Raw genomic sequence first — 16,076 nt, 5'->3', positions numbered from 1 at the left:
TCAGGGGGTTTGCTGCCAGCGGGCGCAACCGATACCGGTCTTGCCGAAGCCGTTGCCATTGTAAAAGAGATAGCGGCCGTGGGGGGTGTCAAGTACGTTGGGGTAGGTCTGCATGGTGGCGTCCCAGCCGGTGGTGGAGTAGTCGATGCCGGCCTGGGCGTCCCGGCGCTCCCAGTTGCGGGCATCCCGGCTTTCGGCGTAGCCGATCCGGTAGGCATCCTTTCCGTCGCGGTAGTCCGCGCTCCCGCGGTAACAGTACCACATGCGGTAGGTGTCGCCGTCCCGTACGACGGTGGGGCGGGCGGTGCATTCGTGCGGGGACGCGGGTGCAAGGAGGGTCCGGTTGTCGCGGTGCCATTCTACCCCGTCGGCCGATTGCGCGTATTTCAGTACGTAGAGGGGCTCGATGCGGTCTTCGACTTCCAGGAAGCCGGTACTGCTGGCGTACCACAGGTGCCAGGTATCACCCTCGCGCAGGACGCAGGGGCTGGCGGTAAAGAAGGGCTCGGTGCGGTTACGGTCTACCACCGCACCCGGGAAGGGGCGCTTAAACGTCCGGCCGCCGTCGGTGCTGATCGCCAGCCCCACGGCGTTGCGGTAGGCCACGGACACCGAGGGGTTCCAGCCCACGTAGTACAGGCACAGGTCGCCGTTGGCGGCTTCCGCGAGGCTGCACGGCATGATGCCGCCGTCGTCGAAGGTGCCGCGGACACCCAGCTCCAGGACCGGCCGGTCGTGGAGATACAATACCCGGGTCGGGTCGGCGGCGGCTACTTCCAGGTAGGTCGGCAACGACTGCCCGCGCGCGTTGCGCGGAGCGAAGTACACGCGGATCCGGTCGGATGCCGGCAGGTACAGCGCCGTTGGGGTACAGGCGTGGCTGACCATGAACGGCTGCTGCCGTGCGGTTTCGAAGAAGCGTCCCAGTTTCTGCCAGCCCATCAGCCTCCGCTTTTGTGGGAAATGGAATCCAGTTCCACGCTCTTGCCGCGGGCGATCTTGCCCTTGGCGCCGAGGTGGATGCTGTAGGGCTCGGTGTCCCGGGTGATCAGGGCGCCCATGCCTACCAGGGTAGCCTCGCCCACGATGGTTTCGTCGCGCACCGTGGCGTTCACGCCGAAGAAGGCATGATCGTGGATGGTGCAGGCTCCGCTGATTACCACCTGCGAAGTCACGAAGACGTGGCTCCCGATGGTCGTATGGTGACCGATGTGGTTGCCGCTCCAGAGTACGCAGTTGTCGCCGATCTTGACGAAGGGCTGAATCGTATTGTCCTCGAAGATGAAGCAGTTCTCGCCGACGTCCAGTCCCGGCCAGGTCGTGGCCTTGCTGCTCACGTAGCTGATGAGGCGGTAGCCCTTTGCCTTGGCCGCTTCGTACTTTTCCCGCCTCAGGTGGCTCATCCGCTTGAAGCTGACGGGCAGGAACATGCAGTAGTCTTCCGGCGGGTAGGCATCGGTGACACGCTCGAAGTCGACCAGGGGCAGGTCCTCGTAGGTGTCCGCCTTGCGGTAGGCAGCGTCGACGGTGAAGGCGGCTACCTCGTGGGGGCTGTCGTGGGTCAGGTAGAAGTGGGCCAGGCTGGCGAGCTGTGACTCACCGAATATGACGATCTTCTGCGGGTCGGTGGTTAGGGGATTCATCTGGACGTGGGGGTGTCAGTGTATAGTGTGAGAGCCATTCGTGGCAGTCTTCGGGCGAATGGTGTGCTAGCAGGTGAAGAATCGAATAGCCGAAACCGGGCGCTTCGGCGGTATAGTCAAGGGTGGAACGTAAAAACCGTAGGTCGATCCCGCGGGCCGAAAAGGACTCTCCCCCGTAAAGGTGCCGCCCCCCCACCGGGTTCACGTAGCCGTCAGCATCGCGGGTGGCCAGCAGGCTCAGGAGCTTTTCCTCCCGCGGCAGCGTCCGGTCGTACGTCAGTTCGCTGGAGCGGCGAAACGGCCGGTCCAGGCCCAGGTAAGCCGCCGTGGCGGAGACGCTCCGTTCGGCCATCTGGCTGATGGAGTGCGGCTCGGTCGTAAATACCTCCTCCACCAGCCGCGCCGCGGCGGCGTAGTGGGGGGCTCCGCGGTAGCGCAGGGCAAAGCGCTTGAGCCACTTGCGCCGGAAGCGCGCGTAGGGGAGGGGGGCTACCCGCCGGCCCCGGATCGGGGTCTCCAGCGCATCGGCCGCCACCGGCACGGTAAACCAGCCGTCGGGCGTTCGATTGCGGTTGATCCAGCCGTCGTTCATGTACTGGGCGTCGTCGTAGAAGACGAACTCATCCGTGGCCGCCACCAGCTGGTAGTAACCGATGTAGGGAAACAGGTAGGGCTGCATGACGGCGACTACGCCCATTGCACGACGGTTTCACGTATGATAGAGGTGATTCGGTGGACGTCGACGGGATCCAGATCCGGATAGAGCGGCAGGCACAGGGCCGTGCGGGAAGCGTGCTCGGAAACGGGGCACGCCACCCGCAGCTCGGTTGGCAGGAAGTCCAGTTCGTTCAGGGACGGCTCGAAGTACCGGCGGGGAAAGATGTTGTGAGCGTTGAGCCGTTCGACGAGGCTTTCGCGCAGGCTGTTGGTCGCGCAGAAGATGGGGAAGTAAGCGTAGTTGTACTCCAGACCGGGAAAGTCCGCGGGGTCCAGGCAGCGCAGCGGTAGGTCGCGTAGCAGATCGCGGTACAGTTCGGACAGGTCGCGGCGCGCCACCCGGTTGGCGGCCAGCTGGCGGAGGTTGAGCAGCCCGATGCCGCAGTGCAGCTCGCTGGTTTTGCCGTTGATGCCCAGTCCGAGGTATTCGCGGCCCGTGTGTCCGAAGCTGCGCATCAGGTCGACCCGGGCGAGCAGTTCCGCATCGCCGGCCACGACGGCACCCCCCTCGATGGTATGAAAGACCTTGGTCGCGTGAAAGCTCAACGTGGAGGCGCTTCCCCAGGTGACGATGCTGCGGCCGTCCACCTTCACGTCGAAGGCGTGGGCGGCGTCGTAGATCAGGGCGAGGCCGTGGCGCTCGGCAATGGCGGCCAGGGCCGTATGGTCGCAGGGGTATCCGTATACATGAGTGGCCAAGATGGCGGTGGTATCGGGCCGGATGGCAGCCTCCACCAGGGTGGGGTCGAGGCAGTACCAGTCCGGGTCGACGTCGACGAAGATCGGGTCCACGCCCTCCCAGAGCAGGGCATTGGTGGTGGCAACGTAGCTGAAGGGAGTAGTGATCGCGGAGCCGGTCAGGGAAAGGCTACGGATGGCCAGCTGCAAGGCCACGGTGCCGTTGGTTACCACGTAGGTATCGGAATCAAAGCGGGTGGCCAGCGTACGTTCGAGCTCACGCAAAAGGGGCCCGTTGTTGGTAACCCACTGGGAGTCCCAGACGCTTTCGAGCAATGCGTGGTAGTCCTCACGCGGGGGCAGATAGGTCTTACTGACCTGAATAGCGGGTTGGTTCACGGGGTGGTAGTGCGTGGCTAAAACTCAAGTAGGGCGAAAAGCCTGGTGGCCCAAACGTCTGTTATATCAGACAGTAAGGTAGGCACAAACTAAGCCGTACCCAAACCCGGCCTGGCCGATCCCCCATTTTAACACGCACCGCACCTGCGACCCCGCCTAGACCTTGATGCCGTCGACCTTGCGAACTTCCTTAATCACGCGTACGGCGTGCTTATTGGGGCGGATGGGAAAACCACGCCGTTCGGCCCAGACGAAGGTGAACTCGGCGCCGAGGAACAGGATCAGGCTGTTGTAGTACGTCCAGACGAGGAGGGTGACCAGGGCCCCCGCGGCGCCGTACGTACTCCCGAAATTGGAATTGCCGATGTAGAGCCCGATGAGCCACCGGCCGAGACCGAAGAGGAGAGCGGTGAAGATGGCCCCGGCCCAGATGTCTTTCCAGCGCGCCTTGGCGTCGGGGAGGTAGCGGAAGAGCAGGGCGAAAATGACGGCCGTGACCGCGGTGGAGATGACCCAGCTGGTGACGGCCAGGAATACGGAACTCAGTGCGGGCAGCAGTTCGGCGATCTGGTCCATGAAGCCGATGATGAGGGTGTTGACCACCAGCGTGATCATCAGCAAAAAGCCGAGCCCCACCACGAAGCTGAAGCTGAGCAGTCGGGTGACCAGAAACCCGATGATGTTGTTGGCCGGGCGGGCCTCGATCTCCCAGATGCTGTTGAGGCTCATCTTCAGCGTTGCGAATACCGTGGAGGCGGTGAAGAGCAGGGTAGCCACGCTCAGGACGGTGGCCCACAGGCTGTCGCCGGTGGAGTAGGCATTGCCAACGATCTCCTGGAGCGTCTTGGCGGCCTCGGGACCGAGCAGGCCGTTGAGCTCACCGTACAGCTGGCCGGTGACGGCATCCTGGCCCACGAAGGAGCTGGCGACGGCGATGGCCACCACCAGCAGGGGAGCGAAGCTGAACACCGTGTAGTAGGCCAGCGCGGCTCCGAGGGTGAAGGCATTATCCTGCCCGTAATTGGCAAAAAGCTCCTGGGTGAAGGAGACGGTGCGTTGTACTGGGGTATGTTTGGCCACTAGGCGCGGTGTTTCCTCCTTTAAAGGAGAATGCGCGGGTAGTGTTCGCGGCGGCGAATTACGTATTTTACCCGCCACCCTTACCGTATGTCCCGACCGAATTATCCCGCCCACCCCGATCATCTTTTGGCGCGCGAACCCGCCGCCGGCCCCCGCCCCGCTCCGCCCCCGGCGGTGGCGGGGTATCCGCCGTACCTGCGTGGTCCGTACGCCAGTATGTACGTGGGGCGCCCCTGGACGATCCGCCAGTACGCCGGCTTCAGCACCGCCACGGAGTCCAACGCCTTCTACCGGCGCAACCTCGCGGCCGGGCAGCGCGGACTTTCGGTCGCCTTCGACCTGGCCACCCACCGGGGCTATGACAGCGACCACGAGCGGGTACGGGGAGACGTGGGCAAGGCCGGCGTAGCCATCGACACGGTGGAGGATATGGAGCGCCTCTTCGACCGGATCCCGCTGGAAAAAATGTCGGTGAGCATGACCATGAACGGGGCCGTACTGCCGGTCATGGCCTTCTACATCGTGGCGGCCGAGCGGCAGGGCGTACCGCCCGAGCGCCTGGCCGGCACCATCCAGAACGATATCCTCAAGGAGTTCATGGTGCGGAATACCTACATCTACCCCCCGGCGCCCAGTATGCGCATCGTGTCGGACATCTTCGCCTATACCGCCGAACGGATGCCCCGCTTCAACAGCATCAGCATCAGCGGCTACCATATGCACGAGGCCGGGGCCCCGGCGGCCGTCGAGCTGGCCTACACGCTGGCCGACGGCCTCGCCTACGTGCGGGCGGGCGTGGCGGCGGGCCTCGACGTGGACGACTTTGCCCCCCGGCTGAGCTTCTTCTGGGGCATCGGCATGAAACACCTTACGGAGATCGCGAAGCTCCGCGCCGGCCGGCAGCTGTGGGCGGAACTGATGGCCCAGTTCAACCCCGAAAATCCGAAAAGCTCGATGCTGCGTACCCACTGTCAGACCAGCGGCTACAGCCTGACGGAGCAGGACCCCTACAACAACGTGGCCCGTACGGCCATCGAGGCCCTGGCGGCCGTCTTCGGTGGTACCCAGAGCCTGCACACCAACGCCCTCGACGAGGCTATTGCCCTGCCCACCGACTACAGCGCGAAGATCGCCCGCGATACCCAGCTCTACCTGCAGGGGGAGCTGGACATCACCCGGGCCGTGGACCCCTGGGGCGGCAGCTACGCCGTGGAAGCGGAGACGGAGCGGCTTCTGCGCGAGGCGCGGGCCCTGATGGAGGAGGTGGAAGCCGCCGGCGGGATGGTCAGCGCCATTGAGTCGGGCCTGCCCAAACTCCGCATCGAGGAGGCCTCCGCCGTGAAGCAGGCGGCCATCGACTCGGGGCGGGAACAGATCGTCGGCGTCAACGTATTCCGGACGAGCGGCGACGCCGACTTCGATCTGCTGGAGGTAGATAACGCCCGCGTCCGCCGGGAGCAACTCGAACAGTTGCAGCGGGTGAAGGACGCCCGGGACGAAGACGCGCTGCAGGCAGCGCTACGCGCCCTGACCGCCGCCGCCCGCGGCGACGGCAACCTGCTGGCCGCCGCCGTGGAGGCCGCCCGAGCCGGCGCTACCCTGGGCGAGATCAGCGGCGCGCTGGAGACCGTCTTCGGACGGTACCGGGCCACCCACCAACTCATCAGCGGGGTGTACGCGGGCCATTCGGCCGGAGAGCGACTCGAACGGGTCCGTGGACTGGCCGAGCAGTTCCAGGTGGCCCGGGGCCGCCGCCCCCGCATCCTCATTGCCAAGCTGGGGCAGGACGGCCACGACAGGGGTGCCAAGGTAATCGCCTCCGGCTTTGCCGACCTGGGCTTCGACGTGGACGTAGGCCCCCTCTTCCAGACCCCCGCCGAGGCGGTGCGGCAGGCCGTCGAAAACGACGTGCACCTGCTCGGGATCAGCTCACTCGCCGCCGGCCACAAAACGCTGGTGCCGGAAGTCATCGACGCCCTGGCCGAGGAGGACGCTTCAGATATACGCGTGGTCGTAGGGGGCGTGATCCCGCCCGCCGACTACCAGTTCCTTTATGATCACGGCGTGGTCGGCGTATTCGGGCCCGGCACCAATATCGCCGCGGCCGCGGAAGAGATTTTGGAAATGATGCTGTACGCGTCCGAAGCCTAGGAGCCCAGGCTCCGGATGCGGTAGAACTCCAGCAACCGCTTGGACGTACGGTGGGGATAGAAGCGCGGCTCCACGCCCCAGGCGTTGATGTGGATGCCCGGCTCGTCGCGTTCGTCGACGAACTTGGCGATCAGTTCGGGGTCGGCGTCTTCGGGCAGGCGCTCCAGGATGCGCTGCTTTGCGGTGGGCCATTCCTCGCCGAGCTGGCTGCGGATGATGCGGATGTATACCTGGTCGGCTTCGGTGTAGTTAGGCATGGTCGATAGTTATTGGCCAATGGAGGCACATACGTAGTCGGGAATGATACCGGAGGCGGCGATCTCCGTTGCGGCGCTTTCCGGCCGGGTATTGCCGCTCAGGACGAGGGCCGTAGCCATCCCGTAGGTGTTGCCCCCGAGAATGTCGGTGTGGAGGGTGTCGCCCACCATCAGGATGTCGCCGGGGCAGACGTCGGGCATTTCGCGGGCTACGCTGTCGAGCCCCATCTGGAACATCTGCGAAGCCGGCTTGCCGAACTTCACGAACTTCCGGCCCAGCACGTACTCGGCCAAGCGGGCGATGCTGCCGGTTGCGAGGGCCACGTCGTTGGCCGTGGTGGGGTAGAGCAGGTCGGTATTGGCCACGACCACGGGAACCTGACAGCGGCGGAGGAGATTGATGAGCAGGTTGATGTCGACGTTGAGGTCGTATCCCTCGTCGTCCAGGAACGCCACCGCCCCGATCTCGTGTAGTCGGTCGAAGCTCACCTCGCAGATGGGGATCGCCTCCAGCCCCGCCCCGATGATGTACTCCGCCGAGGTGGCGGTGCCGAGGTAGGCCACCTTGCCGTGCTTCACCTTCTGTTCGAGGAAGTGCCGGGTGGTGGCCCCGCTGGTGATGATCTCCTCGGCGAAGATGCCGTCCAGGCCGTAGTGCGCCAGTCGGTCGGCGGCCATGGCGGGGCTGCGGGCGGCGTTGTTGGTCAGTACGCGAATGTGCTTGCCGGCCCGACGCAGGCGGTGCACGGTCTCTACCGCCCCGGGGATGAGCCCGTGGTGGTTGCGGAGGACGCCGTAGCTGTCGAAGAAGACCACCGGGTACCGGTTGGCGATCTCGGAGAAGGCGGTGAGCTGGAGGGAGTCACTCATAGGTTGAGGGCCCGCAGGATTTTGTCGGTCGAGAGTTTCTCGTCCAGGGTAGGTAAGTGAGTGGTAAGCACGTCGGCCGAAAGCTTGCGCGCGAAGGAGGGGCGGAAGAAATACTGACCGAGCCGAAGCACGTAGTTCAGCAGAAAGAAACGGTATGCCTCCTTGATAAAGAGGACCTCGGGGCGCGTCAGCGGGAAAATAGCGTGGTAGGCCTGCAGGAAGAGCAGAAAGCGGGGCTCGGTCAGGCGGTCCGCCTCGTAGGTGAAGGCGGTCCGGTCGCCGGCGTCGCTGACCACCCGGCTCAGGAAGTAGAAGTCCGCCACCCGCGTCGATACGCGGAACCAGTCGTAGTCCCACCGGCTGGCCAGACGCCCGTTCTGGTCGACGCTGAAGTTGCCGATGTTCCAGTCGACGAACACCGGGATCTTCTGAAAACCGTGGACGTTGATGCGGAAGGTATTCTCCAGGAACAGCCGGCAGTGCTTCGCGATGAGCTCGTAATCATCGGGAAAGTCGGTACGCGCCGACTGCAGCAGGGCGTTGACGTCCGAGGTCATGTCACGGTCGCTGCGCGGCAGCGTGTTCGAAACCAGGGTGCAGTCGCGGTGAAAGTAGGCCATTTCGCGGCCCAGTTGCCGGACCTGCTCCTCCGTCAGCCGCCGCGGCGGGTTCTCTTGGATCTGGATGGGGCGGTAGAAGATGATCCAGGCGTCCTGCTCGGCGTCGATGTGACGGTGGAAAAACAGCTGATTGCCCTTCATCAGCCCGCGGCTCAGGAAGTTGGCGTAGCGAACCGGCAGGTTGTTGGCCAGGACGTTGATGATCGTGTGGTCCTCGGCGAAGCCTTCGAAGGAGCCGAAGTAGGTCACCTTGGCAATCAGTACGTTGCCGTCCGTCATCAGCAGTTTGAAGACGTGGTTGGTGGATACCTGCGCGCTGATGTCCTCGACCGAGCGTATGGACCGCGTGTGGTCGTAGGCCCGCCAGGCGTAGCGCAGGATATTCTCGTAATTGTGCATTGTGGGAGTGCGCGCCATGGTGGTAAGGTACAGTGCCGGCGCCGACTTGCCGGGCGGCGGTCTGGCCGAAAATCAGTAGGTTATAGCCGACTAAGCCGATCGATCATGCGAGAAAACCCATTACCCTTACTTATTCTGTTTCTGGCTATTGCCTCCCTGCCCAGCTGGGCCACGGCCCGCGACACCGTCGACGTGGACACCGTCGTCGCCACAGCACCCGACTTGCGGCCCGCCCCCCGCCGGGCGGTGGCCCGCCACGCCTACGGCCCCCGCTATAAGAATCCGCTGGCGGCCGGCCGTACCCTCACCCGCAACCGGGAGATCCGCCAGGCCGTTACCCGTAACCACCGTTTGCGGCGATTGCCGCGCAAACGCGGACAGGAAGGCAGTTCCACCTTTACGTCCCTGCGGTTCCACCGCCACGTTACCCGACGAAGGGCGTTCGGTCCGGCATACAAGCACCGCGCGCTGCGCCGACGCGCCGGCCGCGGCTAGGCGAGTTCGAAGTAGCGGCGCGCCTCCCAGTCGGTGACCGCCCCCAGGTACTGCTCCCATTCCCACTGCCGGGTGGCCACGAAATGGTCACGGAAGCCCGAACCAAACAGCTCCGCGGCTACGGCACTGCCCCCCAGGGCACCCGCGGCCGCGCCCAGGTGGTGGGGGAGGGATACGCCGATTTCCTGGGCGTAAGAACTTCCCGTTACCGGTGCGGCGTCCAGCGTCCAACCCTCGGCGATCCCATGCAGTCCGGCGGCCAGGGCGGCGGCGATGGCGAGGTAGGGGTTGGCGTCGGCCCCCGGCACGCGGGTCTCCAGCCGGGTGGCGTCCGCGGATCCGGGGATGACGCGCAGGGCGACGGTGCGGTTGTCCACCCCCCAGTTGGCCCGCGTCGCCGCCCAGGAACCGGCCACGTAGCGCTTGTAGCTGTTGACGGTAGGCGCGAAGAGCGGCATCAGTACCGGCAACAAGCGCAACTGACCCGCCAGGTAACTCTCGAATACCTGGCTCATGCCGTGGCGACCGTCGGCGTCGTGGAAGGCATTCTCCCCGTCGCGCCAGAGGGACTGGTGCAGGTGACCGCCGCAGCCCGGCAGGTCGGCGGAAGGCTTGGCCATGAAACTGGATACGAGCCCGTGGCCGTAGCTGATCTCCTTGACCGCCTGCTTGAACAGAACGGCCTGGTCAGCGGCCTCGAGGGCCTCCCGGTGGCTGATGGCTGCCTCGAGTACCCCGGGGCCGGTTTCCGTGTGGAGTCCCTCCAGGTCGACGTCGAAGGCGGCCAGCTGCTCGAAGAGGTCGCGCATCAGGTCCGCCCGCTGTCCCGTGCGCAGGGCCGAGTAGCCGAACATGCCGGGCGAGAGCGGGGTGGGGTGGCGGTAGTCCTTCTCGGCCAGGCTGCCGGGCGTTTCCCGGTAGGCGAACCACTCGTACTCCGGGCCGAAACGGGCAATGAATCCCAGAGAGGCGGCCCGCTCCACCACCCGCCGGAGGAGGGCGCGCGGACAGGCCGTGCCCGCGATCCCCGCATCGTCGCGGAAGTCGGCCAGAAAGAGAGGGGTGCCGCCTTCCCACGGCAGGCGGCGCCCGGTTTCTTCGGCCACGGTGGCGTGGGCGTCGGCGAAGCCCGGGTCGGCGGCGGCCCCGCCGTACAGCATATCCTGGCTGTCCCACCCGAAGATGACGTTGCAGAAGCCGAAGCCGTCCTCGCGGGCGGAGGCGAATTTTTCCTTCGAGACGTACTTGGCGCGCAGCACCCCGTCGATGTCGGCAACGGCAATCTTTACGCGCGGCGGGGCGTCTTCCCCGAACAGGTCAGCTTTCGTTTGCATTCCGACAAAGCTAGCGGATTTGAACTGCTTGCCCTTTGCCCCCACTATCTCCTATGAGCCGATCTTCCTCCTCCCGCGTCCAGTATTACGTCTACGGCATTTCGGGCCTGCTTTTTCTCGGCCTGATCGTCTGCTACTTCGCCGTACCCTCCTTTGAGGAGGAGGTACAGCAGGGCTACGCGGTGATCAGCAGCGGAGACAAGCCCCGCATCACGGAATACGTGCGGCAGTTCGGTTTCTGGGGACCGGTAGTCGTGATCCTCATCATGACGGTGCAAATGTTCCTGATCGTGGTGCCCTCCTGGTTACTCATGATCATCGCCATTCTGGCCTACGGGCCGGTGTGGGGCGGGCTGTTGTCGGTGGTCGCGGTAGTGATCGCCTCCACCGTCGGCTACGGTATCGGCAGCGGGCTCAGCAAGGCCGCCCTGACCGAACTGGTGGGCGAGAGTACCGAAGACAAACTGGAAAAGACCGTCAATGACTACGGCATGGGCGCCGTGGTGCTCTTTCGGCTGGCCCCCTTCCTGAGCAACGACGCCATCAGCTTCGTGGCGGGCATGATCAAGATGGGCTACTTGCGCTTCTTGGCGGCCACCCTGGCGGGCATCGTACCGCTCACGATCCTGATCGCCTTCTTCAGCCAGGACATCGAGCAGCTGAAGAGCATCCTGATCTGGGTGGGCGGCGGCGGGCTGGTCGCCTACGTCATCTACCTGGCCATCCAATATTTCCGCAAGCCGGCGGACGCCTAGGAACTACTCCTCCGGCCGCAGGTCGAAGCGCCGCCGCAACTCGTCGAGGGCGGGGTTCTTCTCCCGCATCGCCAGGAACTTGTCCTTGGCGGTGAGGCGCTTTTTGGTCTGTACCTGTACCGGTTTCAGGCTTTCGTCGTGCTCCAGCAGCATCACCAGGTTCGGCCGCTCGAAGGTCTTGCGCAGGTGGGCGATGAGGCTGTCGTCGTCGCGCAGGGAGGCGTGGGCGCGGGCGGAGCCGACCCGGATCACGATTTCCCCCTCGCCCCTGACGGACGGCAGGGCCTGTTTGAGGTACACGGCGAGGGTCGTGCCGTGCTGTTCGGCAAGAAAAACGTCCCAGGCGCCGCGCAGGTGCTCGTCGTCCAGGGGGGGCAGTTCTTCGTCGGGCAGGCTGCGGCCGACCTCCTCCTCGGCCTCGGCGATGAGGCTGTTCATGTCCACGCTGGCGAAGGCCGCCGGGCCGGGGATGCCGGGCGGGGGTGCCATGGGACTTACCGGGGGTTGCTCGTTGGGCAGTTCGGGTTCGGGCGCGGCGGGTGCGGTCTCGGGTTCGGCGGCCGCCGGTTCAGGGCTTTTTTTTTCCGGCGCGGCCGCGGGTGCGGGGGATTCTCCGGCGGGCGCGAGGCTTACGGGCTCGTTGCGAAAGGCGCGCCGGATCGTGACCATGCGCAGCAGGCTCATCTCGACGTGCAGCCGCTTGTTGCGGGCCGTACGGAAGCCCAGGTCGCAGGCGTTGGCGATGTCGAGGGCGGTGAGCAACAGGTCGGCCGGAGCGATGCCGGCCTGCTGGTGGTAGCGTTCGCGGAGGCGTTCGCCTACCTCGAGCAGCTGCAGGGTGGCGGAGTCCTTGCACACGAGGAGGTCGCGCAGGTGGGCAGCCAGTCCGCTCAGGAAGAGGTCCTCGTCGAAGCCGTGCTTGAGCACCTCGTCGAAGAGCAGCATCATGCCGGCCCGGTCCTCGGTCAGGAGGTAGTCGACGGCCCGGAAAAAGTAGTCGTAGTCGAGGACGTTCAGGTTCTCGATCACCGCCGCGTATTCGATCCTGTCGCCGCTGAAGCTTACGATGCGGTCGAAAATGGACAGGGCGTCCCGCAGGGCCCCGTCGGCCTTCTGGGCGATGATGTGGAGGGCGTCCTCGTCGGCGGTGATCCCCTCCTGTTGGCAGATGCCCTGAAGGTGCTCGATGATGTCGTTGGGCTGGATCCGCTTGAAGTCGAAGATCTGGCACCGCGACAGGATGGTGGGGATGATCTTGTGCTTCTCGGTCGTGGCCAGGATGAAGATGGCGTACGGCGGCGGCTCCTCCAGGGTCTTGAGAAAGGCATTGAAGGCCTGCTGCGAGAGCATGTGCACCTCGTCGATGATGAACACCTTGTATTCGCCCTGCTGCGGCTGGAAGCGGACCTGCTCGGTCAGCGCCCGGATGTGGTCGACGGAGTTGTTGCTGGCCGCGTCCAGCTCCGTGATGTTGAGGCTGGCGTTGTTATTAAAGGCTACGCAGCTGGGGCAGGTGTTGCAGGGCTCGTAGTCTTCGGTGCGGTTCTCGCAGTTGAGCACCTTGGCCAGGATACGGGCCGAGGTGGTCTTTCCGACGCCACGCGGGCCACAGAACAGGAACGCGTGGGCCAGGTGGTCGGTCTGCAGGGCGTTCTTCAGGGTCTGCGACACATGCCGCTGCCCGACGACTTCATCGAAGCGGACGGGGCGGTACTTGCGGGCGGAGACTACGAAGTGGCTCATTGGGGGCGAAGATACGGCTCACTTCGTTCGCGGGGTAGACGGCGCTTTGCGCGGTAGACGGCGCTTTGCGCGGTAGAGGCGCTTCACGGGATAGACGGCGCTTTGCGGGGTAGACGGCGCTTTGCGCGGTAGAACGTGCGGGTCAGGAAACGCAGTCATCAGCATTCTTCTACCGCGAGCGCAGCGAGCATCTACTACGAGCGCAGCGAGCCCCCTACATCTCAGCCATATCCCGGGCAACAACCTCCCCGGCCCGCGTAAAGACCGAATCGATCCAGACGGGCTCGTCGCGGATGATCCACATGATGCTGTCAAAGGACTCGCGGGTATAGCCGTGCTCGGCCAGGACGGAATCGTAGTAGACCTTCTGCATGCTGTCGCGGACGATAACCGGCACTTCGGCGGCGATCGCCTCGGCCAGTTGCAGTTCGGCTACGATGATGCCCAGTTCGCCCAGGTCGGCGGGCGGCGGTCCGGGCGACACGTTGGCGCAGCCCCACGTCAGGAGCAGCAACAGGGGCGGGAGACAACGGACGATAGGCGTCACTTTTTCTGCTTGGGGTAGTAAAACGCCGTGCGGGTGGCATCGGCGAGGGTCCATTTCGACCACTTCTTTGTTTCCAGGCGGCTGCCGATGATGCCGCAGGTGGGCACGTTGCCGATGTAGTCGTCGTTTTGGAGCGCGTTGGCCGCCTCGGTGTAGCCCGGGTTGTGGCCGAAGACCAGGACGGTGGACCAGTCCTCCGGGAGGTCCTGAATGCACTTCTGGATGGTCTTGGGCCCCGCGTGGTACAGCTTCTTCTCCTTTACGATGCGCGACTTGCCCAGGCCGAAGGCTTCGGCGAAGACCTTCGCGGTCTGCCGGGTACGCTTGGCGCTGGAGGTGAGGATACCGTCGACCTTGAGGCCGGTCTTGGCCAGCCGGGCAGCCATATCGGGGGCATCGCGCTTGCCGCGGGAATTCAGGGGGCGGTCGTGGTCCTTTTGGTTGGGGTCCGCCCAGCTACTTTTAGCGTGACGGATGAGATAGACTTCTTTCACGGTAGGGGGTTTATTCGGCAGGGGTTTACCTGCAATTAACGCGGAGTTAAGGTGTAAGCCATACGGGGAGCCTACTTTTGTCCCTTATATAACTACACCCGACATGAGCGATGCCCCGGCGAAGATACTTCTGGTAGACGATGAACCGGATATTTTGGAAATTCTCGAGTTCAACCTGCGCAAGGAGGGCTTTGAGGTAGCGACCGCCGGCAACGGGGAGGAAGGCCTCGCGCAGGCCCGCGAATTTCGCCCCGACCTGATCGTCCTCGACATCATGATGCCCGTCATGGATGGCGTGGAAGTGTGCCGGCAACTGCGCGCCGATGCCACCTTCGACAACACCATCATCACCTTTCTGACGGCCCGCGAGGAGGACTACAGCCAGATCGCGGCCCTTGACACGGGCGGCGACGACTACATCACCAAGCCCATCCGCCCCCGCGTACTCATCAGCCGGGTGAAGGCCCTGCTGCGCCGCAACGCCCGGCAGGAGGAAGAAGAGGACAGCAACTTTATCTCCATCGGCGACCTCGAGATCGACCTCGAGCAGATCGTGGTGCGCCGCGGCAAGGAACGCATCGAACTGGCCAAAAAGGAGTTCGACCTGCTGACCCTGCTGGCCTCCAAGCCCGGCAAGGTCTTCAGCCGCGAGGAGATCTTTAATAAGGTGTGGGGCACCGACGTCATCGTCGGCAACCGGACGATCGACGTCCACATCCGCAAGCTGCGCGAGAAGCTCGGCGATCACTACATTAAGACCATCAAGGGCATCGGCTATAAGTTCGAGTTTTAACCATGCTGAAGAACAGTACCCCCCGGGAAATTTCCATCCGTGCCGGACTCTACATCGCCCTGGCGACCGAGGGCGTATTGCTGCTGATCTTCGCGCTCCCGTCGGTCCCCTTCAGCTGGTTGCCGGTGCTGTTGGTCGGCCCGGCTACCTTCGTCGGTAGCTACTACATCGTGCTGGGTACCCTCGATCGCTACATCTACCGCAAGATTAAGCTGATCTACAAGACCATCCACAGCCAGAAGGTGAGCACCGACGTGAAGCGCGAGGGCATCGACCCCGACCAGCCGATCATCGACGACGTCGAGCAGGAGGTGGCCGAGTGGGCCGAGAACCAGCAGGAACAACTCGACCAGTACGAGCGCTTCGCCGAGTACCGCCGCCGGTATGTGGGCGATATCAGCCACGAGCTCAAGACACCCATCTTTAACATTCAGGGCTATCTGCATACCCTCATGGACCACGGCTACGACGACAAGAAGATCACCAAGTCCTTCATCAAGAAGGCCGCCAAGAACGTCGAGCGGCTGCAGACCATCGTGGAGGACCTCAGCGCCATCAGCCGCCTCGAGAGCGGCGACCTCATGTTCGACTTCGAGCCCTTCAACATAAAGGACCTCGCCCAGGAGGTAGTCGAGGAGCTCGACCTCAAGAGCCGGCAGAACCACATCACCCTGGGGTTCAAGCCCGGGGCCGACACCGGCTTCATGGTCAGCGCCGACCGCGAGAGCATCCGGCAGGTGCTGGTCAACCTCGTGAGCAACTCCCTCAAGTACGGCAACCAGGGCGGCGCCACCCGCTTCGGCTTCTACGATATGGAGACCTACATCCTCTGCGAGGTAGCCGACAACGGCATCGGCATCCCCGAGAAGCACCTGCCCCACGTCTTCGACCGCTTCTACCGGGTCGACAAGAGCCGCAGCCGGCAGAAGGGCGGCAGCGGACTCGGCCTGTCCATCGTGAAGCACATCATGGAAGCCCACCAGCAGACGATCAACGTGCGCAGTACGCCCGGACTGGGGTCTACGTTTGGGATTACGCTGGCTAAGGCTTGAAGGGGTGAATTAGTGAGGGAGTGAATTAGTGAATGGGCGCGTAGGGCAT

17 protein-coding genes are annotated in these 16,076 nt (G+C 64.3%); 5 read left to right on the top strand and 12 right to left on the bottom strand.

Annotated elements, in window-relative coordinates; translation table 11 throughout:
• From DQG19_RS13330 to DQG19_RS13310, 5 genes are all read right to left on the bottom strand, one after another.
• On the bottom strand, nucleotides 1-942 hold the full coding sequence (locus DQG19_RS13330; protein ID WP_116126754.1) for a hypothetical protein: 942 nt from the start codon (nucleotides 940-942) through the stop codon (nucleotides 1-3).
• Nucleotides 942-1,643: an acetyltransferase gene (locus DQG19_RS13325; protein WP_116126753.1), complete on the bottom strand. Its 702-nt coding sequence runs from the start codon at nucleotides 1,641-1,643 to the stop codon at nucleotides 942-944. Before DQG19_RS13325 ends, DQG19_RS13330 begins: the two co-directional genes overlap by 1 nt.
• Nucleotides 1,597-2,340, bottom strand: a complete 744-nt coding sequence (locus DQG19_RS13320) for a WbqC family protein (RefSeq protein WP_116126752.1) — start codon at nucleotides 2,338-2,340, stop codon at nucleotides 1,597-1,599. Before DQG19_RS13320 ends, DQG19_RS13325 begins: the two co-directional genes overlap by 47 nt.
• The gene (locus tag DQG19_RS13315) at nucleotides 2,331-3,437 is read right to left on the bottom strand and encodes a DegT/DnrJ/EryC1/StrS family aminotransferase (RefSeq protein ID WP_198661745.1); all 1,107 of its coding nucleotides are present in this window, start codon (nucleotides 3,435-3,437) and stop codon (nucleotides 2,331-2,333) included. The genes DQG19_RS13320 and DQG19_RS13315 overlap by 10 nt, the downstream gene beginning before the upstream one ends.
• A 156-nt stretch (nucleotides 3,438-3,593) precedes the next feature.
• Nucleotides 3,594-4,517, bottom strand: coding sequence for a YihY/virulence factor BrkB family protein (locus tag DQG19_RS13310; protein WP_157974499.1), 924 nt, complete (start codon nucleotides 4,515-4,517; stop codon nucleotides 3,594-3,596).
• A gap of 87 nt (nucleotides 4,518-4,604) precedes the next feature.
• On the opposite strand from DQG19_RS13310, the gene scpA reads away from it, so the two are divergent.
• Nucleotides 4,605-6,668 (top strand): methylmalonyl-CoA mutase, encoded by a 2,064-nt coding sequence (gene scpA / locus DQG19_RS13305; protein WP_116126750.1) that lies wholly within the window; start codon nucleotides 4,605-4,607, stop codon nucleotides 6,666-6,668.
• Here the strand turns inward: scpA and DQG19_RS13300 are convergent.
• The 3 genes from DQG19_RS13300 to DQG19_RS13290 are packed head-to-tail and all read right to left on the bottom strand — an operon-like array spanning nucleotide 6,665 to nucleotide 8,832.
• Nucleotides 6,665-6,925, bottom strand: coding sequence for a hypothetical protein (locus DQG19_RS13300; protein WP_116126749.1), 261 nt, complete (start codon nucleotides 6,923-6,925; stop codon nucleotides 6,665-6,667). The two genes, scpA and DQG19_RS13300, sit on opposite strands and share 4 nt — an antisense overlap.
• Before the next feature lie 9 nt (nucleotides 6,926-6,934).
• Nucleotides 6,935-7,795 carry an HAD-IIA family hydrolase gene (locus DQG19_RS13295; protein WP_116126748.1) on the bottom strand — a complete coding sequence of 287 codons (861 nt, stop codon included), beginning with the start codon at nucleotides 7,793-7,795 and terminating at the stop codon, nucleotides 6,935-6,937.
• The gene (locus DQG19_RS13290) at nucleotides 7,792-8,832 is read right to left on the bottom strand and encodes a hypothetical protein (protein ID WP_232826521.1); all 1,041 of its coding nucleotides are present in this window, start codon (nucleotides 8,830-8,832) and stop codon (nucleotides 7,792-7,794) included. The genes DQG19_RS13295 and DQG19_RS13290 overlap by 4 nt, the downstream gene beginning before the upstream one ends.
• Nucleotides 8,833-8,919: 87 nt before the next feature.
• Here DQG19_RS13290 and DQG19_RS13285 point away from each other — a divergent pair, with 87 nt between their 5' ends.
• A complete protein-coding gene (locus DQG19_RS13285; protein ID WP_116126746.1) occupies nucleotides 8,920-9,309 on the top strand; it encodes a hypothetical protein in 390 nt (129 codons plus the stop codon).
• On the opposite strand, the gene DQG19_RS13280 is transcribed toward DQG19_RS13285, so the two are convergent.
• Nucleotides 9,306-10,643 (bottom strand): glutamine synthetase family protein, encoded by a 1,338-nt coding sequence (locus tag DQG19_RS13280; protein WP_116126745.1) that lies wholly within the window; start codon nucleotides 10,641-10,643, stop codon nucleotides 9,306-9,308. The genes DQG19_RS13285 and DQG19_RS13280 overlap by 4 nt on opposite strands.
• Nucleotides 10,644-10,696: 53 nt before the next feature.
• Here DQG19_RS13280 and DQG19_RS13275 point away from each other — a divergent pair, with 53 nt between their 5' ends.
• Nucleotides 10,697-11,398, top strand: a complete 702-nt coding sequence (locus tag DQG19_RS13275) for a TVP38/TMEM64 family protein (RefSeq protein WP_116126744.1) — start codon at nucleotides 10,697-10,699, stop codon at nucleotides 11,396-11,398.
• 3 nt (nucleotides 11,399-11,401) lie between these two features.
• Here DQG19_RS13275 and dnaX read toward each other — a convergent pair whose 3' ends face one another.
• The 3 genes from dnaX to DQG19_RS13260 all read right to left on the bottom strand — a co-directional run bounded on the left by dnaX (nucleotide 11,402) and on the right by DQG19_RS13260 (nucleotide 14,182).
• Entirely contained in the window at nucleotides 11,402-13,141 is a 1,740-nt protein-coding gene (gene dnaX / locus DQG19_RS13270; RefSeq protein ID WP_116126743.1) for a DNA polymerase III subunit gamma/tau, read from the bottom strand.
• 214 nt (nucleotides 13,142-13,355) lie between these two features.
• Nucleotides 13,356-13,688, bottom strand: a complete 333-nt coding sequence (locus DQG19_RS13265; RefSeq protein WP_157974498.1) for a hypothetical protein — start codon at nucleotides 13,686-13,688, stop codon at nucleotides 13,356-13,358.
• The gene (locus DQG19_RS13260; RefSeq protein ID WP_157974497.1) at nucleotides 13,685-14,182 is read right to left on the bottom strand and encodes a SixA phosphatase family protein; all 498 of its coding nucleotides are present in this window, start codon (nucleotides 14,180-14,182) and stop codon (nucleotides 13,685-13,687) included. The genes DQG19_RS13265 and DQG19_RS13260 overlap by 4 nt, the downstream gene beginning before the upstream one ends.
• A gap of 103 nt (nucleotides 14,183-14,285) precedes the next feature.
• On the opposite strand from DQG19_RS13260, the gene DQG19_RS13255 reads away from it, so the two are divergent.
• On the top strand, nucleotides 14,286-14,975 hold the full coding sequence (locus DQG19_RS13255; protein ID WP_116126740.1) for a response regulator transcription factor: 690 nt from the start codon (nucleotides 14,286-14,288) through the stop codon (nucleotides 14,973-14,975).
• 2 nt (nucleotides 14,976-14,977) lie between these two features.
• Nucleotides 14,978-16,027, top strand: coding sequence for a sensor histidine kinase (locus DQG19_RS13250; protein WP_116126739.1), 1,050 nt, complete (start codon nucleotides 14,978-14,980; stop codon nucleotides 16,025-16,027).
• The last annotated feature ends 49 nt before the right edge of the window (nucleotides 16,028-16,076 follow it).

The organism is Lewinella sp. IMCC34183, from assembly GCF_003390915.1.
In the GTDB taxonomy this organism is placed as follows: domain Bacteria; phylum Bacteroidota; class Bacteroidia; order Chitinophagales; family Saprospiraceae; genus Neolewinella.
Note: the sequence above shows the minus strand (reverse complement) of the source record. Positions and strands in the feature narration are given on the sequence as shown.